Here is a 22,340-nt window from a genome sequence, read left to right on the forward strand (position 1 = left end):
AAAATGCAACTCAAGTGAGCAAACTCGCAGGTTTGGTAGACTAACTTTCGTCTCGTAAATAGGTCGACTACGCCGACTTATTTGCTCCGCGCAGCCGCTTGGCGCGGCATTAAGTCGGTATCGCCGACTTATTCGCTCTACGCATCCGCTTTGCGCGAGATTAAGTCGGTATCGCCGACTTATTTGCGCCGCGCAGCCGCTTTACGCGAGATTAAGTCGGTTGCGCCGACTTATACGCTCCACGCAGCCGCTTGGCGCGGCATTAAGTCGGTATCGCCGACTTATATGCTCCACGCAGCCGCTTTACGTGAGATTAAGTCGGTTACACCGACTTTTTTGCTCCGCGCAGCAGCTTTGCGCGAGATTAAGTCGGTTGCACCGACTTATTCGCTCCGCGCAGCCGCTTTACGCGAGATTAAGTCGGTCTCGCCGACTTATTTGCTCCGCGCAGCCGCTTGGCGCGAGATTAAGTCGGTTGCACCGACTTATTCGCTCCGCGCAGCCGCTTGGCGCGAGATTAAGTCGGTTGCACCGACTTATTCGCTCCGCGCAGCAGCTTTGCGCGAGATTAAGTCGGTTACACCGACTTATTCGCTCCACGCAGCAGCTTTGCGCGAGATTAAGTCGGTTGCACCGACTTATTCGCTCCGCGCAGCAGCTTTGCGCGAGATTAAGTCGGCATCGCCGACTTATTCGCTCCGCGCAGCCGCTTGGCGCGAGATTAAGTCGGTTGCACCGACTTATTTGCTCCGCACAGCCGCTTGGCGCGAGATTAAGTCGGCATCGCCGACTTATTTGCTCCGCACAGCCGCCACTCCGCCGCACGGAGCGCTGAAGCAGCTGTCCTAGCAGCTGCAGCTTTTGTCCGACTCCTCATTAACCGGAGTCGGGTAATCGTTGTCGAAGCAGGCGAGGCACATGCCGCGGTTGTACGCACCGTCGTTGCCGCCCACGGAGTCGACGAATCCGTCATCGCTCAGGAAGGATAAGGAGTCAGCATTGATTTCCTGACGGATTTCTTCGACTGTGCGGTACGAAGCGATGAGCTCCTTGCGATCCGGCGTGTCGATGCCGTAGTAGCAAGGGTTCTTGAACGGCGGCGACGTAATTCGCACGTGCACCTCCGTAGCTCCCGCTTCGCGCAGCAAGTTGACGATCCGGCGCGACGTTGTGCCGCGCACGATGGAGTCGTCGATCATGACGACGCGTTTACCCTCGACGACTTTGCGAACAGCGGACAGCTTCATTTTGACGCCCTTTTCGCGCAATTCCTGCGAAGGTTGGATGAACGTCCGGCCCGTATACTTGTTTTTGATAAGCCCCAGCTCGTACGGAATGCCCGTCTGCTCCGCGAATCCGATCGCTGCCGAGATACTGGAGTCCGGTACGCCGGTTACGACATCCGCGTCGACGAACGCCTCGGTAGCCAGCTGACGTCCCATCCGTTTGCGCGCGGAGTGGATATTGATGCCGTTAATGTCGCTGTCCGGTCTCGCAAAATAAATATATTCCATCGCGCAAGTCGCGCGGCGTTCGATCTTCGCGTAACGATCCGTGCGTATGCCGTTCGCATCCAACACCAGGAGCTCTCCCGGCTGAACGTCGCGAACGTACTCCGCGCCGATTGTCTCGAACGCGCAAGTCTCGGAAGAGAACACGTACGCATCGCCCAAACGCGCCATCGCCAGCGGACGAAGTCCGTTGGGATCGGAAGCGACGATCATTTTCTCATTGGTCATGATGAGGAAAGCAAAACCGCCGACGATTCGCTGCAACGCTTCCTTGGCCGCCGTCTCGAAGTCCTTCGAGGAACGGGCGATCAAGTGCGCGATCACTTCCGTGTCGCTGGATGTCTGGAAGATGGAGCCGCTCATCTCGAGCTCGTGTCTAATCTCGGGCGCATTCACAATATTGCCGTTTGTCGCAACGCCGAGATCGCCATCGCGGTATCTGAATATAAGCGGCTGCGCGTTGCCGAGTTGGCTCGAGCCCGATGTGGAGTAGCGGACATGGCCGATAGAGCGATCGCCCTTCAGCATGTCCAGCTTGTCCTTGTCGAACACTTCCTTCACTAACCCCATGCCGCGATGGTAGTTAAACGCATTGCCATTGTCCGTATCAACCGTACAAATTCCGGAGCTCTCTTCTCCGCGATGCTGCAGTGCATGGAGTCCATAATAAGATAGTCCTGCGGCGTCGGGATGACCGAACACGCCAAAGACTCCGCACTCCTCGCGCAATTTGTCAAAAATATCGTCCCGACCAATACCCTCGTTGTAATGATCGCCGGTCCAAAGCACCTGGCCATCTAATGTTGCACCGTCGCGTACCCGGCCGCCGAGAGCCGTGCGATTAGGCACAGCACTCGCTTGCGCAGAACGGTCGATTACTTCATGAGACATGGAATCGCATCCTTCCAAACCTTCTCCAGTTGTTGTACCGGCGCTGCGATGCCGGATTTGCCATTGACGTTAATGGTGAGGCTGCTACCCGATACTTTCCCGATGACCTCAAATTGAACGCCTTGCTTGCTCAAAAGGGCTGTCAATGCGTCCGCCTGCTCCGGTTTCGCCGACAGCAGAATGCGTGATTGCGATTCGCTGAACAGCAGGTGGTCCGGACGAAGGTCGCTGGTCAGCGATACTTCCGCGCCAATGCGGCCGCTGATACAGGACTCCGCCAGCGCTACCGCGATGCCGCCTTCCGACAAGTCATGCGCCGAAGCGACGAGCCCTTGCTGAATAGCGCCCAGAACAGCATCTTGAACTTGCTTCTCGACGTCGAGATCGATGACCGGAGGACGTCCCGCAGGAGCGCCGCTCAGCACGTATTGCAGCTCGCTGCCGCCAAACTCCGCTTTCGTGTCGCCGAGGAGCACGATGACGTCTCCTTCGGACTTGAAGCCTTGCGTCATGATGTGGTCGACGTCATGCACCAGGCCGACCATGCCGATGACCGGCGTCGGGTAGATCGCGCCTTTGGCATTCTCGTTGTACAAGCTGACGTTGCCGCCGATTACCGGCGTATCCAGCTTAACGCAAGCTTCGGACATGCCATCCGCCGATTTCTCAAGCTGCCAGAAGATTTCCGGCTTCTCCGGGTTGCCGAAGTTAAGGTTGTCCGTAATTGCCAGCGGCTCCGCGCCGGAGCATACGATGTTGCGCGCCGCTTCCGCGACCGCGATCCGTCCGCCCATCTCGGGGTCAAGATGCACGTAACGTCCGTTGCAATCCGTCGTCATCGCCAGCGCTTTGCGCGTACCGTCAACGAGAACTACCGCTGCATCGGAGCCCGGGCGCACGGCCGTAGCCGTACGAACCATGTAGTCATATTGGTTATATACCCACTCTTTGCTCGCAACCGTCGGGGAAGCCAAAACTTTCTCGAGGGTGCCGTTCAGATCCGTAATTTCGTCAAAAGCAGCCGTGTCGATCGCCGCGCTCTCGCGGAACGATGCAGGCTCGCTGGACGGTTTGTTGTACACCGGACACTCGTCGACGAGCGCTTTGACCGGCATGTCGGCTACTTCTTCGCCTTGGTGGAACAACCGAAGACGTCCGTCATCCGTCACTTTGCCCACTTTTGCGCAAATAATGCCCCAACGATCAAAAATTTCCTTCGCTTGCGCCTCATGCTGAGGCTCGACAACGAAGAGCATACGCTCTTGCGACTCGGACAACATCATCTCGTAAGGCGTCATGCCCGTCTCGCGCTGCGGCACCTCGTCGAGGTACAGCTCAAGACCGTTGCCTGCTTTGGAAGCCATCTCCGCGCTGGAGCAAGTAAGGCCAGCCGCGCCCATATCCTGAATGCCCAGAACGATGCCGGAGTTGATCAGCTCGAGCGTTGCTTCCATAACCAGCTTTTCCATAAACGGATCGCCGACTTGAACCGCCGTACGTTTCTCTTCGGACTCCTCGGAGAGCTCGACGGACGCGAATGTCGCGCCATGAATGCCGTCGCGCCCCGTTGCCGGGCCAACGTAGAAGACGGGGTTTCCTACGCCTTTGGCGACGCCGCGCTGGATTTTATCATGGTCGATCAGCCCGACGCACATCGCGTTGACGAGCGGATTGCCTTCGTAGCTTTCGTCGAACATCACTTCGCCGCCAACCGTTGGAACACCGATACAGTTGCCGTAGCCCGCGATGCCGCTGACGACATTTTCGAACAAGTATTTAACGCGTTCATTGTTCAAGTTGCCAAAGCGCAAGCTGTTTAGTATGGCTACAGGACGCGCGCCCATAGAAAAAATATCGCGAAGAATGCCGCCGACGCCCGTCGCCGCGCCTTGGTAAGGTTCAACAGCAGATGGGTGGTTATGGGATTCGATCTTAAACACGACGGCCTGGTTGTCGCCGATATCGACGATGCCCGCGCCTTCGCCCGGCCCCATCAGGACGCGTGGTCCGGTGATCGGGAATTTTTTCAGAATAGGCTTGGAGTTCTTGTAAGAGCAATGCTCCGACCACATGACGCTGAATACGCCGATCTCCGTGTAGTTGGGCTTGCGGCCGAGGAATCCGCAAATCAGTTCGTATTCGTAATCCGTAACGCCGAATTGCGTGTAAATGCGCTGATCCGCGATTTGCTCCGCAGTCGGCTCCTTAGCTGTTAATTGCTGCGCCATGTTGTTCCCTCCATGCATTCAAAATCGATGTAAACATTCTCAGTCCGTCTTCCGAGCCCAGAATCTGGCTTACCGCGCGCTCCGGATGCGGCATCATGCCGACGACGTTGCCCGCTTTGTTGCTAATGCCCGCGATGTTGTCGACGGAGCCGTTTGGATTTGTTTCGCCCGCGTAACGGAATACGATTTGATTGTTCGCTTTGAGCTCGGCCAGCGTTTCTTCGTCGCAGAAGTAGTTGCCTTCGCCGTGAGCGATCGGAATATCGATAATCTCGCCTTGCGAATATTGATTCGTGAAAGCCGTATTGCTGTTCACCACTTCAAGAGGAGTACCATGGCAACGGAATTTCAGGCCCGTGTTGCGGATAAGCGCGCCAGGGAGAAGATTTGCTTCCGTCAGGATCTGGAAGCCGTTGCAAATGCCAAGAATATATTTGCCTTCGTCTGCCGCTTTCTTCACTTCGTTCATGACGTTCGCGAATTGCGCGATAGCGCCGCAGCGCAAGTAATCGCCGTAGGAGAAGCCGCCTGGCACGAGGATAGCGTCGTAGCCGGACAGGTCCGTAGCGGTGTGCCAGACGTAGTCGACCTGCTCGCCGATCGCTTCAACTGCCTTGTAGCAATCGATGTCGCAGTTGGAGCCGGGAAATACGAGAACCGCAAATTTCATGATCTTAACCCTCCAGCTCGAAGCGGTAGTCTTCGACCACTGTGTTCGCGAGCAGCTTCTCGCACATCACTTTCAGGCGGGCTTCCGCTTCCGCGCGATCGTTTGTGTCAAGCTCCACCTCGAGATATTTGCCGATGCGCACTTTGCCAACTTCCGCGAACCCCATGGAATGGAGCGCGCCTTGTACGGCCGTTCCTTGCGGATCCAAAACGTTTTCCTTAATCGTAACGTAGACGGTTGCCTTCATAATAGCCTCCTGAATGTGTTTATAATGGTAATTCGTTGAACATGCTTGTTGGATAGTTGTTGCTGTTACTGTGTGGTGCTCGTTTGGTGCTTCTATATCCGCTTTCTACGACAGCTCCTGCCCCGTCAAGCGACGGTATATCTCGCGGTAGCGCGCCGTCGTGGCCGCAACGACAACCTCCGGCAGCGGATCCGGCATGCTGTCGCGGTCCCAGTCCGAGCCCAGCAGGTAAGTTCGGACCGGCTCCTTGTCCATGCTGTCGATCTCCACGTCGTAAGCGTAGCTGCCTTCCGACCAGAAGCGCGACGAGTCCGGCGTGAATATTTCGTCGATCAGGATGACCTTGCCGTCGATCAGGCCGAATTCGAACTTGCAGTCCGCGAGAATGATGCCGCGCTCCTGGCAATAGTCATGCGCGAAGCGATACAGAGTCAGGCTGCGGTCGCGCAGCTCCTCGGCCAGACCTTCGCCTACCAGCTCCGCCATCCGCTCGAACGGGACGTCTTCGTCATGGCCGACGTCATTTTTTGCGGCCGGCGTAAAGATCGGCTCAGCGAAATGTTCGTTCTTCCGCATGCCCTCCGGCAGCTTGATGCCGTTGATCTCGCCCGTGCTCGTATACTGTCTCCAGCCGCCGCCCGTAATGTAGCCGCGCACGACGCATTCGATATCGATGCGTTCGGCTTTGCGAGTCACCATGATGCGGTTCTTAAGCAGCTCCGGCTCCGTCACGATATCGCCCAGCAACGCCACGTCGGTATGCACCACATGATTTTCCTGCAGCTCCTTCGTTACCTCGAACCAGAAAGCCGACAGCCGATTCAGCACATTGCCCTTATCGGGAACAGCCGGGTCCAGCACGTAGTCGAACGCCGAGATCCGGTCGGTCACGACGATCAGGAAGTGCTCCCCGAGATCGTACAGCTCCCGCACCTTGCCCTTATAAACCAGCGGCGCCTTTACGTAATCGACAGCCGTTGATAATGCCTGCGGTCTTGCGCTTGCGCTCATTCCATTCATCCCCTCGTTCCTCGCCTAGTTCAAGCCCAGTCTTGCGAAAATCGTATCAACATGCTTGAGATGCCAAGCAGGGTTGAAGCAGTCGTCGATCTCCTCGGAAGACAGCACCACCGTAATTTCCGTCGTTTCTTCCACGATGGATCGGAATTGGCGCTGCTCTTCCCAAGCCTGCATCGCACGCGGCTGCACCGTGTCGTACGCTTGCTCGCGGCTGAAACCTTTGTCGATCAGCTTCGTCATGACGCGGCCGGAGAACGGAACGCCGTAGGTCGCGCTCATGTTGCGTTTCATATTTTCCGGGAACACCGTCAGGTTCTGAATAATGTTGCCCAGTCTGTTTAGCATATAGTTAAGCAGCATCGTCGAATCAGGCAAGATGACTCGCTCCGCCGAAGAGTGGCTGATGTCGCGCTCATGCCAGAGCGGCACGTTCTCGAATGCCGTCAGCATATGGCCGCGAATGACGCGGGACAGGCCGGACATGTTCTCGCAGCCGATCGGGTTGCGTTTGTGCGGCATCGCCGACGAGCCCTTCTGGCCTTTGGCAAACGGCTCCTCCACCTCGCGGAATTCGCTCTTCTGAAGCGCGCGGATTTCCGTGGCGAACTTGTCCATCGACGTCGCGATCAGAGCCAGAACGCCTACATACTCGGCGTGACGGTCGCGCTGCAGCGTCTGCGTGGAGATCGGAGCGGCCGTGATGCCGAGCTTGTCGCAGACGAATTGCTCAACGAACGGATCGATGTTCGCGTACGTGCCGACGGCGCCGGACATTTTGCCGAATTGAACGTTGTGCGCCGCGTGCTGGAACCGCTCCAGGTTGCGCTTCATCTCTTCGTACCACAGCGCCATCTTGAGACCGAACGTCGTCGGCTCGGCGTGTACGCCGTGCGTGCGCCCCATCATCGGAGTGTCCTTGTACTGAATGGCTTTCTCGCGAAGAATGCCGATAAATCTTTCGATATCCTTAAGCAGGATTTCGTTAGCTTGACGGAGCAAATAGCCCATCGCAGTATCGACGACGTCCGTGGAGGTCAGGCCGTAATGCACCCACTTGCGCTCCGGTCCTACCGTCTCGGATACGGCCCGGGTGAACGCGATCACGTCGTGACGAGTCTCCTGCTCGATCTCGTAGATCCGGTCGATGTCGAAGCTGGCCGAAGCTCGCAGCGCTTTAACATCTTCCTGTGGAATAATGCCAAGCTCGGACCAAGCCTCGCATGCGCACAGTTCAACCTCCAGCCAAGCTTTGAATTTATTCTCTTCCGTCCAGATGGCTCTCATCTCGGGTCTGCTATAACGTTCTAACATGATGGCATCACACCTTCCAAATCGTAGTTTCTTCTATCCATTGCAATGCCGCCTCCACGTTAGGGGCCAGCACGTTCACATGACCCATCTTCCGCTTGAATACGGCGTCCTTTTTCCCGTACAAATGCACCTTCGGAGCAATGCCGGCATGAGTCGCCGCATCGTCGCCTTCCGCCAGCCTTTCCAGCAGCGGCTCCACATGCTGCCCCAGCACGTTGACCATGACGACGGAGCTCATCAGCGACGTATCGCCCAACGGCAAGCCGCAGATGGCGCGGACATGCTGTTCGAACTGCGACGTGCGGCAAGCCTCCATCGTGTAATGCCCGCTGTTATGCGGACGCGGCGCGAGCTCGTTGACGTACAGCCCGCCGTCCTCCGTCACGAACAGTTCCACCGCGATGAGTCCGACGACGTTCAGCCCTTCCGCGATCCTTACAGCTAGCCGCTCTGCTTCCGCAATCACGTCTTCGCCGACGCGAGCCGGCACGATAGACAGATGCAATATATTATCGACATGAATATTTTCCGCAGGAGGGAACGCTTTTATTTCCCCTTTGGAGCTTCTTGCCGCAATGACCGAAATTTCTTGTTTGAACCTGATGAACTGTTCCAGCACAAGCTGAGTGCCCGCGCGGGATAACGTCTCGTAGGCTTCCGGAATTTCATCCTCGCTGCGAATGACCCATTGTCCCTTGCCGTCGTAGCCCCCGGTCGCCGTCTTGAGCACGCAAGGCGTTCCGAATGCGGCAACCGCATCCCGCAGGCTATCCTCGCTTGCGATCTCGCGATACGGCGCCACGCGGACGCCAGCCGCTTCGATCGCCCGTTTCTCGCGGAGACGATGCTGCGTCGTGTACAGCAGCTCGCTGCCTTGCGGCACATAGGATCGCTCCATCAGCTTTGCGGCCACGTCGGCATCAACGTTCTCGAATTCGTATGTGATGACGTCCGACGCTTCCGCAAGCGCCAGAGCCGCATCCATATCGTCGTACGCCGCCACGATCTGTCGGGATACTTGTCCCATCGGGGAATCCGGCGTGGGATCCAGAGCGACGAACCGGTAGCCCATTGCGCTGCCAGCATTAGCAAGCATTCGTCCGAGCTGTCCGCCGCCTAAAATCCCGATCGTGCCGCCAGGCAGAATCGTCTTGGCGCCATCCGATCCAGTCGTTGCGCGCGTCATAACGTCTCGCTGCTTTCCAGCACTTCCTGCTTCACGCGATCGCGCCTGGATTGCACGCGCGCCGCGATGTCGGGCTCGAACGCTCCCAGCATCTGGGCTGCCAGCAAGCCGGCGTTCGTGCCTCCGGCGTTGCCGATCGCGACCGTCGCCACCGGGATTCCGCCCGGCATCTGCACGATGGAGAGCAGCGAGTCGAGGCCGCTCAGATTCGAGGATTTGACGGGAACGCCAATAACCGGCAAAGTCGTCTTCGCGGCGACCATGCCGGGCAGATGCGCGGCGCCCCCCGCTCCCGCGATAATGACCTTAAGGCCGCGCTCCGCGGCGCTTTCCGCGTATTCGAACATCAAATCCGGCGTGCGGTGCGCCGACACGACCTTCTTCTCGTACGTAATTTCGAGCTCCTCCAGGATGTCGCAAGCCAATTTCATTGTATCCCAATCCGACTTACTGCCCATGATGACGCCTACCTTAGCAGACATTGGTCCAAACCCACTTTCCTTTTTTATAGAATACATTGGTTCCAGGAAATAGAAAAAAGCCCCAGAGAGATCGGTTGCCGATCTGCCGCAGGACCATAGCCGAGAACGTCCGCCATGGAGGGCGATATCGTTCTTTTTCGATGAATCCGGGCAGGACCGCGCAATCCACCAGCCTAAAGACAGCATAAGGCTGCCCCATGCGGGAGCAACCTGTCATGCAGCCCCTTGGCAAGGGCGTTGCGTCAATGTTCCGTCTATCGTTCCTATGAACTTGCCGAATTTCCGATTCATCTAGCTCGTAGTCCAGAAATTAAGGTTTCCAGGTAGAAACATTCGGGCCAATCCCGAAAATATACGAGTTAATAGGTTGTTCAAAAAGTCCGCTTTCCATTACGAAGTATTCCCTGAAGATTACTCGACATCGAATATTGAATGCAACCGAACCTTCCGTTGCTCACGTAGCTCTGCTACGCTCCGCTACTCAGTTTCTAGTTGCCTTCAATCTTCTCGGTACTGAAAACCAAACTTTTTGTACTTTCACTAAAAGGGACAGCCTTTCGTCCCAAACCTTCTCTAGTTTAAACAATCGTTCTTCCACTGTCAACAAAATACGAACATTATGAAGCTTCTATATTTTAAAGTTCGTTTTTTTCTCAATATTGCTCAATAGCCCCGTCATTCGCCTCTTCTTTGAGGCTCGAATCCCCATTTCTTCCATCCTTCGTCTAGGTACATGCTCTTCTGAATACATATAGAGATAAGGTTTAACGGGACGTACCAAATATACAAGGAGGTCATTGTCTTGATCATTCATACCGTCAAGAACGGGGACTCGCTATGGAAGCTGTCTCAGAACTACGGCGTTCCTTTATCGCATATTCTCGTCGCAAACGGCTTGTCTGAGCAAAGCATATTGGTCATCGGGCAGGCTGTCATCGTGCCGACGGAGCCGTCTCCCGCTACTCACAAGGTGCTTGCGGGCGAATCGTTATGGCAGATTGGCCAACGATACGGAGTCACGCTCCAGGAGCTCGCATCCGCCAACGGCATTCGGAATCCCGCCCTTATTTATCCCGGCCAGATGCTGAAAATTCCGGCCACGGCCAAGCCGGTTATCGAAGTCAATGCCTATACCGAGAAGCTGGAGCAGAACGGCGTGGCCATCGTGAACGAAATCGGAGAATATTTGACCTTTCTGAGCCCGTTCAGCTATCGGGTTCAGCCCGATGGAAGTCTCAGGCCGCTGGACGATACGGCCGTCATCGCCGCGGCATACGCAAAGCGGGCCGCTCCCATGATGGTGATCACGAATTTCGTGGACGGCAACTTCAGTCCCGATATCGCCCATGCCGTCGTAGCCGAACAGGAGGTTCAAAATCGCGTCATCGCCAATATCGCCGGCGTTATGGCGCAGCAAGGCTATATGGCTTTGAACGTAGACTTCGAATATGTACCGCCTGCCGACAAAGAGTTGTATAACGCGTTCCTGCAAAAGCTTGTCGACACGCTGCGCCCGCAAGGCTATCTCGTCTCCTCCGCGCTTGCGCCCAAGCTGTCCGCCACGCAAACGGGCACGTTGTACGAGGCGCATGATTACGAGGCGCACGGACGCATTCTCGACTTTGTCATTCTGATGACCTACGAATGGGGCTGGTCCGGGGGACCGCCGAGAGCCGTCGCTCCTTTAAACGAAGTGCTAAAGGTCGTCAATTACGCGCTTAGCGTCATCCCGGCTGACAAGATCGTCATGGGCATGCCGCTGTACGGCTATGACTGGACGCTTCCATACGTCTCGGGCGGCCGATGGGCGCCGACGGTCAGCCCCTTCGCGGCCGTGGAGCGAGCGGCGAAATACGGCGCCGAAATTGAGTACGACGAGGAGTCTCAGTCGCCGTTCTTCCATTATTATGACGAGCAGGGCAGCGAGCATGTCGTCTGGTTCGAGGATGCGCGCAGCGTCCAGGCGAAGTTCGACGTCGTAAAGCGGCTTGGGCTGCGCGGAGTGAGCTATTGGGTGCTTGGCGTCTCTTTCCCGCAGAACTGGTTCGTTCTAGGCGAGAACTTTACGATCAAAAAATACGTCCGGTAATTCGTAAGAGAAGGTAAAGACAAACAAGGCTGTCCCATGAGGTCATAAACCCGAGGGCCAGCCCTTTTTGTTGCCATTTCGAGGTTGAAACAATCAGATACGGGTCACGGTGTAGCCCATCTCTTCCAGAAGCGCGACTACCCCGTCCTCGCCGGGCAGGTGCAGAGCCCCTACGACGACAAAGAACGTTGAAGCCTCCTTATTGTTCAAGTAGCCATCGATGCCTTCCGCCATTCCCACGTTACGGTCCCTCAGCACAGCGTTGTAATATTCCTCGTTCGACTTCGAATCTTCCGCAAGCTCGGTCAGCATCTCGATATCCCCGTCCACCCACATGGAAGATAAATCCTGCACGCTGTCGCTTTCGTTATAGAAGCCATAGACGGAACCCATGAGCATCCCTTCCTGCAGCTCGGCCGAGAAATTATCGAACATTCTGTATTGCAGCTCCGCCGACTCCAGCTCCAAAATCGGAATTTCCTTCTTGATAGCTTGATCCATAAAATATTGATCGATGCCAAGCTCCGCTTCGAATTCCGAATCCTCTTGAAGCCAGCTGTCCAGAACAAACGATGCGAACCAAGGTTTGAGCGTATCAAGCGTATTGGTTTCCAGCTCCAGATCCGTCAAGAGCTGCACGACTGCCTCGTATCCTTCGGTAGACAAATGATTGCGAAGCGTCGTACCGTCCCTATAGTAACCAAGATTACCTAGCAGCTTCTCATAATCAACCTCTTCGGATTCTCCATTCACTTCCACTGACAAGAAGTCCGCTTCCTGGAAGGCATCCGTGATTTCGTCGCGAAGAGGATACATCGCATCGTTGCCGACGTGGATGGAACCAAGCAGATAAACGACGTTTTCGCCGTTTTCCACCTTGTACATAAAACCGCGGCTCTCTTGGATCGTGTCAATGAGGACCGCGCGAATGTCCTCCAGCCATTCGATCTCGTAGCCGGATGCGCTAATGATAAATCGCAGCGGCACGTATGTAGTCTTGTTGAGGATCTTGGGTGCAGCGTCCAGCTCTTGCGGCTTGGAATTGACATACGCCGTCTTGCGGTCGATCTCCAGGATGATGGTTGCCTTCTCGCCGGTCGCCGTAACGACCCTCAGCTTTTCGTTCCAGTCCAGCTCGAAAGCCAGCTCCTCCAGCAGCATGCGTACCGGGACGAAAGTAACGCCGTTTTCGATAAACGGCTTCTGTTCGCCGAACTTTATCGGCTGTCCGTCAATCCAGATGGAGGGAGGCGTTGGTGCGGCCGCCGATGCGCCGATGGCCAAGCTTAAAGATAGTAATAGTGCTGCGATAAATGCCGTAAAACGTTTCATCTGCCGGCTCTCTCCTCTATCTATCGAATAGGTCTTTGGTCTTATTCAAACCAAGACAACTCCATTCTATCAAATCTTTTCCATATTTGATAGAGTGGAGATGGTAAACAGGAGCGTCGCTAAAACGCAAAAAAGCCCTACCCCCGCCACCAGGCGGGAGTAGGGAATTCCTATGCAAATTCTCCAAACGATCAGCCTTCCAGCCAAACCGTCTTCTCTGCGATTGGCGCGCGCTTCTGCGCAGGAGGCGCCATGTCCGGGTAGCCGAGGTAGATCAGACCTGTAATCTCTTCCTTGCCTTCCGTTAAGCCAAGCGCGCTGCGCATCAACGGATTGTACATCGGCTCGCCCGAGCGCCAAATCGCACCCAAGCCGTGGGCGTGAGCAGAAAGCAGCAGGTTCTGAACGGCAGCTTGGGCAGCCGCCAATTCTTCCGAGTAGACGGCACGCGCGTCATCCGACTTGGAGTACACAGCCGCGATGACAACGGGCGAACGGTATGCTTTGGCCCGCTCCTTCTGCAGCTTCGCCTCTAACTCCTCGGCACTCATCTCGGGCCAGCCCGCCTTCGCCACATTGGCGTACCCTTCGCCAAGCGCCGCTCTTCCGTCGCCCGTCATGACGATGAAGCGCCAAGGCTGCGTGTTGAAGTGGCTGGGCGCCCAGCTTGCCGCTTCCAGCAGTTCCTCGATGACCGCGCGATCCACGGGATCGCTTTTCACTCTGCCGATGGAACGGCGCGTGCGTATGGCCTCCAAGACATCCATAGACTTGCGCTCTACATGCGCATTCGTTGCGGGTGTTTCCATGCTCATTGCTCCAGTCTCCTTCTGTGCCCATGTTTAATCATTATTTCAAATATAGCTTGCATTTGTTATTGGATCATTGCAAGAATAAACGGCTTCGCCGCAACAAGGTGAAACGGCTGTCGCCGTCCTTTGGCGGCGCAGCGCGTTTCATGCCGAGAATTATAGGTCAAGCATGGAGATATCTTGTGCTTTTCTAGCCATTGAACAAATGGGCGTATTCGCCATATCCTTCTGCGACAAGCTTGTCCTTCGGCACGAAGCGGAGGGAAGCCGAATTAATGCAGTACCGCAGACCCGTAGGCTGCGGACCATCTTCGAAGACGTGGCCGAGATGGGAGTCGCCTTCCTTGCTCCGCACCTCGACGCGAACCATGAAGTGGCTCGAATCCGTATGCTCCGTCACCGCGGCTTTCTGAAGCGGCTTCGTAAAGCTCGGCCAGCCGCAGCCCGCGTCGTACTTGTCCTTGGAGCTGAACAACGGCTCGCCCGACACGATGTCGACGTAGATGCCGTCCTCCGTATGATCCCAGTATTCGCCAGTGAACGGACGTTCCGTCCCGTTCTCCTGCGTCACGTTGTATTGAATGGGGGTCAGCTTTTGCTTCAGTTCCTGCTGGTCCTTCTTTGCCGACCAATGCTCCGCGATGAAGGCGTCGCGGCCGGAGCCTCTGCGGTACATTTTGTAACGGAACGGATTCTTGTTGTGATAATCCTGATGGTACTCCTCTGCAGGGTAAAAGACATCTGCCTCCGTAATCTCCGTCACGATCGGCTTGTCGAAGCGGCCGCTGCTTGCAAGCTCGGCCTTGGAAGCCTCGGCCTCCTGCCGCTGCTCCTCCGTGTAATAGAAGATACCCGTGCGATATGATTCGCCGCGGTCGTGGAACTGGCCGCCTGCATCGGTCGGATCGATCTGCTGCCAGAAGATGCCGAGCAACTTCCGGAACGGGAATACCGCCGGATCATAAGTGATCAGCACGGCTTCCGCATGTCCCGTCGTTTCGGAGCAAACCTCCTCGTACGTCGGGTTGACGGTATGACCGCCTATATAACCGGATACGACCGAGACGATGCCCGGCATTTCCTCGAACGGCGTCACCATGCACCAGAAGCATCCGCCCGCGAATGCGACCTTCTCGTACTGGTTCGATTGTTGTTCTGCCATGGTTGCCACCTCACCTTTCTGCTAACATGTCTCTATTATAAACCAACATTTGCACTTTCGAAAACCAAGGACGCCGCCGCCCCTCTTTGTTACAATAAGATGACATTCGCAACCTTTCGGCATAAAAAGCGTCCTTACTGGTAGGCAAAACGGGACAGGGGCAATATTGCACACAACGGTTCGTTCATCCGCGGCGACACAGAATTCAGGCTTGAGAGGTGAATGAATAGATGAATGAAGTAAGTTTGGAAAGCAACCTTGCAAGCCGTCAGGAGCATGCGACGCGCAAGCGCAGAAGCGTAGTGTCGCTCGTCGTGTTCATATCCGTATGGGCGGTGCTCATCGGCGGCGGCTTCTATATGGCGAAGTGGTACACGGATCGGATGCAACAGGATATTACGGCGGATATCGAACGGCAAACCTCCGCTCAACTCCAGGTGATGCAGCAGGCGTACGACGCCAAGCTTGCGGATCTGGATGCCGGCTATGCAGCCGAAATGACGGAGCTTAAAGGCAAGATCGACGCTTTAAATGAACTGCTTACGTTTACCAAGGATAACGCTGATACCAAGACCGATAATAGCAACAAGCTATATACGCAGCTTAACGAGGTCAAGAAGCAACTGGACGAATTGAAAAAGAGCTTGGACGTGCTTAAATGAACATCACGGCCAAAACGTTGAATCGCACGGCGCTTCTCGCCTTGTCGCCATTCGTCGGCATCTTGATCTGGCTTATCGCCAGTGGAATGGCCGTCCAGCTCTCGGGACTTGACGGAGCGGAGTTTGCCTCCTCCGAACCGCTCGCCAGACCGGAGGCTCTGTTATCGGAAGCTTACGGCGGACTGGATGCCGCTCGCGAAACGGCTATAGGAACCGGAGAGTCCATCAAGAAACAGCTCGACTTGTACAATAGAACCAACGCGGAGATGACCGCCATTTCCAAGCTTGCCGCCACGCAAGCGGCAAGGCCGCTCGCTATCTACGACGCGAAGATTACGTCGAAGCTCGGCAAGCCTTCCGCCACGATCGATACGGACAAGCTTCGCGCTCAGCTGTTCTATCTGAGCAACGATTCGTTTAAGAGTTACGCGGTCAAGATCAAGCTGAAGTCAGGCGATGCCATGAAGATGGTGCTCGGCGGTTCCGAGATCGGACAAGCCCAGACTACGATGCAAGCCGTCCAGTCGCATAAGGCGGCGGTCGGCGTCAATGCGGGCGGCTTCGCCGATGGCGGCGGCAAACGTTATCCGCTGAGCAACACGATCGTGGACGGCAAATATGTGACCGGCTTCGAAGCTTCTTATTCGGATTTGTTTTTTGTCGGGATGAACGATAAAAACAAATTGATCGGCGGCAAATTCGCCAGCAAGGACAAGTTGGACGCCCTGAAGCCAAAATACGGCGCTTCCTTCGTCCCTGTCTTGCTGCGCGGGGGAGCCGCCCAGAGCATACCGCTCAAGTGGCAGGTCAGTCCTCGCCGCGCGCCGCGTACCGTCATCGCGAACTACAAGGACGATCAACTGCTCATTCTCGTTACGGACGGGTACAATGAAGCAGGGAGCTCCGGCGCGACGCTCGGAGAACTCCAAGACTTGCTAAAAGGTTATGGCGCGATAGACGCTTATAATCTGGACGGAGGCGGATCCTCATCGCTTGTCTTTAACGGCAAGCTTATTAACAAGCCGTCGGACGGATCGTTGCGCAAGCTGCCTACTCATTTTTTGTTTTTCAAATAAAACTGCCCCGGAAAAACGGCGGTCGCGCTATCGTAATTTGAGCGCGATCGCCGTTTTTTTAGCATTCCCGTCTACATATATGGCTTCTGCGATCTCGTCCGCTAACCCTGCATCCTTTGCTGCCGTGTTGTACAGCGCGGCATGCGGCTTCACATGCGTTCCCCGCACGAACTGCGCAAACTCAAGTAACAACACTTATATGCTATAAAACAGATATTATTTATTGTTTTACGATAAATTATATGATAAACTCAACCTAACATTAAAGAACCGAGGTGTTGTTTTTGAAACGAGAAACGTTATTTTTAAAGGCAGCCGTCATCGTGATGGGAATTCCGATTCTTGCTTTATGCGTCTTTGGCCTTCCGGCGATCGCGAGCGATCCCGCCGAACGTTATCCCGCATATTGGCTGTATGCCGTCATCGCTGGTATATACGCTGCGGCAATCCCCTATTTCATCGCGTTATTTCAAACCTTGAAGCTTCTCGCTTATATTGACAAAAACCTGGCGTTCTCGGAGTTGTCCGTTACGGCACTGCGGAACATCAGAAATTGCGCCCTCGCCGTCAGCGCCTTGTTCGCGGCTTGTCTGCCTTTCCTCTATTTCATAGCGGACGTGGACGATGCTCCGGGTATGATCGTAGTTGGGATGGTACTCGTATTCGCTCCGCTCGTCATTGCGGTTTTCGCTGCCGTGCTGCAGAAGCTCCTTAACAACGCCATTGCGATTCAAGCAGAAAACGACCTAACGATATGAGGTGAATGAAATGGCTATAATCATTAATATTGATGTCATGCTTGCGAAGAGGAAGATGAGCGTAACGGAGCTTGCGGAGAGAATCGGCATTACGATGGCGAACCTGTCCATCCTGAAGAACGGCAAGGCCAAGGCGGTTCGCTTATCGACATTGGAAGCAATCTGCAAGGCGTTGGACTGCCAGCCCGGAGATCTGCTGGAATATAGAGCGGATGAATAATCATCGTTTCACAGCAAAAAAGCGGCACCATAGACATGATTTCTTGTCCTTGGCAGCCGCTTTCTCATGGATCCATCCATTGTCCGGGTACGAGAATCGTCAACTCATTAAGATACTTCAATGACTTCTCTCACATCCGTCGCGGTTCCTTCTGCAGGATACGTATTGGTGAGCTCTCCCGCGATCTCGACGTTGACCTCGTCTCCTACTTCAATACCTTCCAACAGCGACTCGTCCGATACGGTCACCCATACGGCATCCGGCTTCACGACGTCGAGCAGCTCTTCGAGAGCTTCCTTCGTCGGCGCCAGCTCCAGATCGGTAATGTCCGCACTCTGCACGACTAGCAGCTTGGGCACATCAATGGCAACGACTCGCCCTTGCTTGTAATCCCACTCTTCGTTAGCTGGATCCGTTGCCCGTTGTTCTTGGTGCTGCTCCTCCTGCGGCTGATCCTGGACGTTGCCCGCTCCTGTCTCGTCCGAACACCCCGTAAGGAACAGCGCCCCCGCCAATACCGTTACTCCAAGCTTAATCATATGGATCACCCTCCATGTACAAGAAGTATGTTGCATTCTCTTACATAGGCTTACCCCAACATGAGCGATGAGAAACAGGCATTAAAGAACTACAGCTGCTCGCTCGCCTACTTTTTGGCTCCATAGGCGTTTCTAACGCTTATGGACGCTAATCTGAGTTGCTTTCTGGTCCATCGGCGTTTTTAACGCCTACAGCAGCTCGCTCGCCTACTTTTTGGCTCCATAGGCGTTTCTAACGCTTATGGGCGCTAATCTGAGTTACTTTCCAGTCCATCGGCGTTTCTAACGCTTATGGACGCTAATCTGAGTTACTTTCCGGTCCATCGACGTTATTAACGCCTACAGCAGCTCGCTCGCCTACTTTTTGGCTCCATAGGCGTTTCTAACGCTTATGGGCGCTAATCTGAGTTACTTTCCAGTCCATCGGCGTTTTTAACGCCTACAGCAGCTCGTTTGCCTACTATTTGGCTCCATATGCGTTTCTAACGCTTATGGACGCTAATCTGAGTTACTTTCCAGCCCATCGACGTTTTTAACGCCTACAGCTGCTCGCTCGCCTACTTTTTGGAGCCATCAGCGTTATTAACGCCTACAGCTACTCGTTTGCCTGCTTTTAGTCGCATATTATCCTAACTCCTTAACGACAAAAAGGGCTGCCATCGTACTTGAACAGAATATTGCCGTTGGCGGGATCCATCCCGATGACCCGGCCGCGTTCGGCGACCTGGAAGAGGATGCCGTCGGCATAGACGAGTCCGCTGTTGACCGAATATTGCTGCAGGTCCGAATCGGTAGCGCCAGCCCGCAAATCCTTGATCCAATCGACCGTTCCCGTCGCTGCATCGAATGCGTATAGGATTCGTCCGTGATGCGTCGCATAAAATACATTCGTACCGTCCGTCGCACCGCCGCGCGAAGAGAAGCTTTTCCCTGTGGAATCGGACCAGGTGACCGCTCCTGTGGCGGGATTAAGTCTGCTGATCTTGCCCGGCATAGGATTGATGACCCATAGCTGTCCGCCTGCATACAGCGGCTCCACGTCGGCGATGACGAATAACGAATCGTCCGTGTTGGCGTTGCCTCGCCAGTACAAGCTGCCGTCGCTTGCATTAAGCGCATACCACACATGTTTGTCGCGTACGTTGGCATACAGCTTGCCGCCCACCAGAATTGGCGTCTGGCGCAGCAGCCCTTCGGTCAAGTAGCGCCACATCAGGGTTCCGTTATCCGCATCAAGAGCATAAATGTACAAATCGCCGGCGCCGAAATAAACGATGCCGCCCTCAACAAGCGGATTGGAGATCACGCTGCCGCCTGTCGCGTATGTCCACTCGGGCACTCCGGTGTCCGCATTCAACGCGTATAACTTCTTGTCATGGGAGCCGATCAAAATAAGGTCGGACTGCGGCGCCGCGCGTTCGTAGACCGCCGGCGATGAGAGGATGTCTCCGCCCGTCTGGTACGACCATGCGAGACTGCCGTCGCTGTCGTTGATCGCATATACCTTGCCGTCCTCGGACCCCGCGTATACGCGGCCTTCGTGATAAGTCGGCGGCGCTTGTATCATGCCGCCCGTCTTGTACGTCCACTTGGTCGCAACCACTCCTCCGCTCCACTCGTATTCCTTATACGTTTTCCAAACTTCATCGTTCAAGTCGGTCATTCGTACAGCAACAAAGTGCTTGCCATACGGTATTTCCGGCGAATAGGAGGAGATGTCGATTGTCCCTGTCCACGTTTGGGTGCTCCCCAGCCTGTTCAACGTCGTCCATCCGCCGTAATTGTCAATGTTGGCTTGAACCGATACGATGCCGTCCGGCAAGTCGTTCATTTGAACGGCCACGTTAACGTCTCCGTTAGACAGGGCCGAAGCGGTTGTTATTTCCCACGAAGGCTTGCGCTTATTGCGCATATCTCCCTCGAGGTACGCTGTTTCATTGCCCGTTGCCGCATCTCTGCGCGTAATATAAAACTTGTTGGGCGTGATTTTTACCCGGATATACTCCTGGTACTCCTTCAGTTGACCGATAAACACCCATGGCACGCCGTTCTCCACCGACTCGTCCCAGCGGTGCATATGCCCGCTCAAATAAGCCACGATGTTATAATTCCGGAATCGATCGAGCAATTCTTGTTTGGCCGTCACGTTGCGCAAAATTTCGAATGGATGATGGGCGAAAAAAATGATCGGCGTATCCTGGGACACGTTTGCCAGATCCGACGCCACCCAATTCAGCAGCTTGGGCGACAGCTTGCCGTCGTTCTCCAACGTTACCGTGGAATCCAGCAAGACGAAATGCACGCCCCCGTAGTCGAATGACTGATAAAGCGGTCCAACCTTCTGCTCGTAATCTTTTTTGCCGTTGGAATTCCACCAGCGCACATCATGGTTGCCCGGCACCTCGTACAGAGGAAATTCAATTAACGCTCTGTCGATCGCATATTGGTCGAATTCGGCCGGGACGCCATGGTCGGTCACGTCGCCCGTATTCACGATAAATGCCGGCTGGACAACGGTATTTAGATCATCAATGACGGACAGGAAGTTGTTATGTCCAACGAGTTCGTGAACGTCGCTGATCATCGCGAATTCGAATGCGGTCACATCCCCGTACTCCACTGCGAAATGGAGCAAATCGGTTGCCCTCGTATAGGCAGGCGTAGCCGACACCGCAGAATTGTATACTCTCGCCCGGACCTCCGAAGCGTCGGAGATATAGCTCTCCAGGTGCAACGGATCGGTGACGGTAAAGCGGATCGTCTCCTCTTCTGTCCGCGTCTTCATCGTTTTCTGCACTTGCCAGGATCCGGTATCGAAGTTCCAGAGGGATATATACATGGGATTCGTTGCGCTTGTACTGCTGTTCATCGTCATCGACACGGTGAGCGAAGTCACCTTGCGCTTATCAACGCCGGTCAACCCCGCTTCGCTTGTCCAGGCTATTCGCTTGCTCGCATCGCTTGCGATTACGAGCTTGTTCAAGTCGCGTTGCGCAAGACTCGCCGCGTTGCCGCCGGTCGCGGTGCCGAATTCGACAGTCGCCGCGTCGGGAGAAAACGTCTTGTAGCCAAGGGTCGGCTCATAATAGACGGTAACGTTTAAGTAGTCGGAATGCCGTACGAACGCGCCGGATCCGGAATTGTAGAGACGCACGCGGATATCGTTGTTAGCGGAGACGTAGCGCCCGATCGCGACTGCGTCCGATACCGCCCATCTTGCCGCGGATCCTTCCAGCCGCGCCGGCGTATCGTACACGACCTCCCAGTTGCCGGTCTCGTAGTTCCAGAGGGACAGCCACTGCGTATTCGCTTCGGCGGAATAGTTTCCGTCGTATTCGACAACTAACGTCCGGATCTGGTCGGCGGCTTGCTCCAGGGTGAATTGCGTTTGCCAGTCAGCCTTGTTGGCCGCAGAGGACACGGAATAAGCAATGCCGTCCCGATCGGCTAGCTTGGATGCATCATTGGCCGAGACCGTTCCTTCCGCCAGACGAACGGTGTCCGCATCATAAGAAGCTGCCAGCAGGTTCGCTGCATCACTGTATTCATAGAGGATATTGATATAATCCGAAGAAGCGGTGAAAGATGCGGCGGATGTCAAAGTGTGCCGAACACGCACTTCGGATGACGAGGACACGTAAGGGGCAAATGCGGTCGGGACATTGGACGAATAGAGAAGCTCGCTGTCGGTAATGCCGGTTGTCGAACTAGCGACCACATCCCAATTAGACGTGCCGAAGTTCCATAGCAAAGTTTCCCGAGATACACCGGCTAGCGATGATTTGCCATCGATCGGAATAAGAAGACTTCGAAGCCGGCTTTTCTCCGCTCCAAGCGTCGCCGAGAACGAGTAATCGACTTCGTAGCCCGCGCCGGCAGCACCCGCTTGTATGACGTAATAGTTCTGATCGTTGTTCCGCAAAGACTGGTGGCTGCCGCCCGTCACCGTCCCGTCATGCACGGTAATGGCGCCTGGAGCAAGCGATCCCGTCACCAGCGGATTGGCGGCAAGCTCGGCCGCATCCGCAGTCGTCGGCGGCAACACGTACAACATCGCGGCCAATAGGACCGTTGCAAGCGGCGTGGTCCAACTTTTGCTCCTTCTTCCCGACTTTCGTAGAACGTTCATTGTCATTCATTCCTC

General features: G+C 55.2%; 19 protein-coding genes, 1 pseudogene and 1 riboswitch. Of the genes and pseudogenes, 6 read left to right on the forward strand and 14 right to left on the reverse strand.

Translation table 11 applies throughout. The annotated features are described in order from the left end of the window. Window positions 1–81: 81 nt before the first annotated feature. Window positions 82–849 (forward strand): hypothetical protein, encoded by a 768-nt coding sequence (locus H7F31_RS29405; RefSeq protein WP_187101713.1) that lies wholly within the window; start codon window positions 82–84, stop codon window positions 847–849. Here H7F31_RS29405 and purF read toward each other — a convergent pair. From purF to purE, 8 genes are all read right to left on the reverse strand, one after another. After that, complete coding sequence (gene purF / locus H7F31_RS29410) at window positions 846–2,402, reverse strand: amidophosphoribosyltransferase (protein ID WP_187101714.1); 1,557 nt, start codon at window positions 2,400–2,402, stop codon at window positions 846–848. The genes H7F31_RS29405 and purF overlap by 4 nt on opposite strands. Beyond that, window positions 2,387–4,630, reverse strand: a complete 2,244-nt coding sequence (gene purL / locus H7F31_RS29415; protein ID WP_187101715.1) for a phosphoribosylformylglycinamidine synthase subunit PurL — start codon at window positions 4,628–4,630, stop codon at window positions 2,387–2,389. The genes purF and purL overlap by 16 nt, the downstream gene beginning before the upstream one ends. After that, on the reverse strand, window positions 4,608–5,300 hold the full coding sequence (gene purQ / locus H7F31_RS29420; RefSeq protein WP_087571428.1) for a phosphoribosylformylglycinamidine synthase subunit PurQ: 693 nt from the start codon (window positions 5,298–5,300) through the stop codon (window positions 4,608–4,610). Before purQ ends, purL begins: the two co-directional genes overlap by 23 nt. A 4-nt stretch (window positions 5,301–5,304) precedes the next feature. After that, window positions 5,305–5,550 (reverse strand): phosphoribosylformylglycinamidine synthase subunit PurS, encoded by a 246-nt coding sequence (gene purS / locus H7F31_RS29425; RefSeq protein WP_179215887.1) that lies wholly within the window; start codon window positions 5,548–5,550, stop codon window positions 5,305–5,307. A 102-nt stretch (window positions 5,551–5,652) separates the two neighbouring features. Then, entirely contained in the window at window positions 5,653–6,558 is a 906-nt protein-coding gene (locus tag H7F31_RS29430; RefSeq protein ID WP_187101716.1) for a phosphoribosylaminoimidazolesuccinocarboxamide synthase, read from the reverse strand. A 24-nt stretch (window positions 6,559–6,582) separates the two neighbouring features. Beyond that, window positions 6,583–7,878, reverse strand: a complete 1,296-nt coding sequence (gene purB, locus H7F31_RS29435; RefSeq protein WP_187101717.1) for an adenylosuccinate lyase — start codon at window positions 7,876–7,878, stop codon at window positions 6,583–6,585. Between the two features lie 7 nt (window positions 7,879–7,885). Continuing rightward, window positions 7,886–9,064 carry a 5-(carboxyamino)imidazole ribonucleotide synthase gene (gene purK, locus H7F31_RS29440; protein ID WP_187101718.1) on the reverse strand — a complete coding sequence of 393 codons (1,179 nt, stop codon included), beginning with the start codon at window positions 9,062–9,064 and terminating at the stop codon, window positions 7,886–7,888. Further along, complete coding sequence (gene purE, locus H7F31_RS29445) at window positions 9,061–9,546, reverse strand: 5-(carboxyamino)imidazole ribonucleotide mutase (RefSeq protein ID WP_187101719.1); 486 nt, start codon at window positions 9,544–9,546, stop codon at window positions 9,061–9,063. Before purE ends, purK begins: the two co-directional genes overlap by 4 nt. Before the next feature lie 279 nt (window positions 9,547–9,825). Then, a riboswitch (purine riboswitch) is annotated at window positions 9,826–9,924 on the reverse strand. A gap of 424 nt (window positions 9,925–10,348) precedes the next feature. Between purE and H7F31_RS29450 the strand changes: the two genes are divergently transcribed. Then, complete coding sequence (locus H7F31_RS29450; RefSeq protein ID WP_187101720.1) at window positions 10,349–11,635, forward strand: LysM peptidoglycan-binding domain-containing protein; 1,287 nt, start codon at window positions 10,349–10,351, stop codon at window positions 11,633–11,635. A 93-nt stretch (window positions 11,636–11,728) separates the two neighbouring features. Here H7F31_RS29450 and H7F31_RS29455 read toward each other — a convergent pair whose 3' ends face one another. From H7F31_RS29455 to msrB, 3 genes are all read right to left on the reverse strand, one after another. Further along, on the reverse strand, window positions 11,729–12,967 hold the full coding sequence (locus H7F31_RS29455) for a TraB/GumN family protein (RefSeq protein WP_187101721.1): 1,239 nt from the start codon (window positions 12,965–12,967) through the stop codon (window positions 11,729–11,731). A 191-nt stretch (window positions 12,968–13,158) separates the two neighbouring features. Then, the gene (locus H7F31_RS29460; RefSeq protein WP_261800178.1) at window positions 13,159–13,782 is read right to left on the reverse strand and encodes a nitroreductase family protein; all 624 of its coding nucleotides are present in this window, start codon (window positions 13,780–13,782) and stop codon (window positions 13,159–13,161) included. Between the two features lie 187 nt (window positions 13,783–13,969). Further along, window positions 13,970–14,941 (reverse strand): peptide-methionine (R)-S-oxide reductase MsrB, encoded by a 972-nt coding sequence (gene msrB / locus H7F31_RS29465; protein ID WP_187101722.1) that lies wholly within the window; start codon window positions 14,939–14,941, stop codon window positions 13,970–13,972. Window positions 14,942–15,171: 230 nt separating this feature from the next. Between msrB and H7F31_RS29470 the strand changes: the two genes are divergently transcribed. Together H7F31_RS29470 and H7F31_RS29475 are read left to right on the forward strand one after the other, a co-directional pair. Continuing rightward, complete coding sequence (locus tag H7F31_RS29470) at window positions 15,172–15,603, forward strand: hypothetical protein (protein ID WP_187101723.1); 432 nt, start codon at window positions 15,172–15,174, stop codon at window positions 15,601–15,603. Further along, window positions 15,600–16,679 carry a phosphodiester glycosidase family protein gene (locus H7F31_RS29475; protein WP_108994713.1) on the forward strand — a complete coding sequence of 360 codons (1,080 nt, stop codon included), beginning with the start codon at window positions 15,600–15,602 and terminating at the stop codon, window positions 16,677–16,679. The genes H7F31_RS29470 and H7F31_RS29475 overlap by 4 nt, the downstream gene beginning before the upstream one ends. Before the next feature lie 75 nt (window positions 16,680–16,754). On the opposite strand, the pseudogene H7F31_RS29480 reads toward H7F31_RS29475, so the two are convergent. Further along, window positions 16,755–16,838 (reverse strand): annotated as a pseudogene (locus H7F31_RS29480) (LamB/YcsF family protein); the annotation flags it as partial. Window positions 16,839–17,005: 167 nt separating this feature from the next. On the opposite strand from H7F31_RS29480, the gene H7F31_RS29485 reads away from it, so the two are divergent. Both H7F31_RS29485 and H7F31_RS29490 read left to right on the forward strand, forming a co-directional pair. Continuing rightward, window positions 17,006–17,437: a DUF2975 domain-containing protein gene (locus H7F31_RS29485; protein ID WP_222622771.1), complete on the forward strand. Its 432-nt coding sequence runs from the start codon at window positions 17,006–17,008 to the stop codon at window positions 17,435–17,437. A 10-nt stretch (window positions 17,438–17,447) separates the two neighbouring features. Next, window positions 17,448–17,657, forward strand: coding sequence for a helix-turn-helix domain-containing protein (locus tag H7F31_RS29490; protein ID WP_087571415.1), 210 nt, complete (start codon window positions 17,448–17,450; stop codon window positions 17,655–17,657). A 107-nt stretch (window positions 17,658–17,764) separates the two neighbouring features. On the opposite strand, the gene H7F31_RS29495 is transcribed toward H7F31_RS29490, so the two are convergent. Next, the gene (locus H7F31_RS29495) at window positions 17,765–18,196 is read right to left on the reverse strand and encodes a DUF3221 domain-containing protein (protein ID WP_187101725.1); all 432 of its coding nucleotides are present in this window, start codon (window positions 18,194–18,196) and stop codon (window positions 17,765–17,767) included. A 637-nt stretch (window positions 18,197–18,833) separates the two neighbouring features. Next, window positions 18,834–22,325 (reverse strand): outer membrane protein assembly factor BamB family protein, encoded by a 3,492-nt coding sequence (locus H7F31_RS29500; protein ID WP_187101726.1) that lies wholly within the window; start codon window positions 22,323–22,325, stop codon window positions 18,834–18,836. Window positions 22,326–22,340 lie beyond the last annotated feature (15 nt).

Origin of the sequence: Paenibacillus sp. PAMC21692 (genome assembly GCF_014303795.1) — a bacterium.
Lineage (GTDB): Bacteria > Bacillota > Bacilli > Paenibacillales > Paenibacillaceae > Pristimantibacillus > Pristimantibacillus agaridevorans.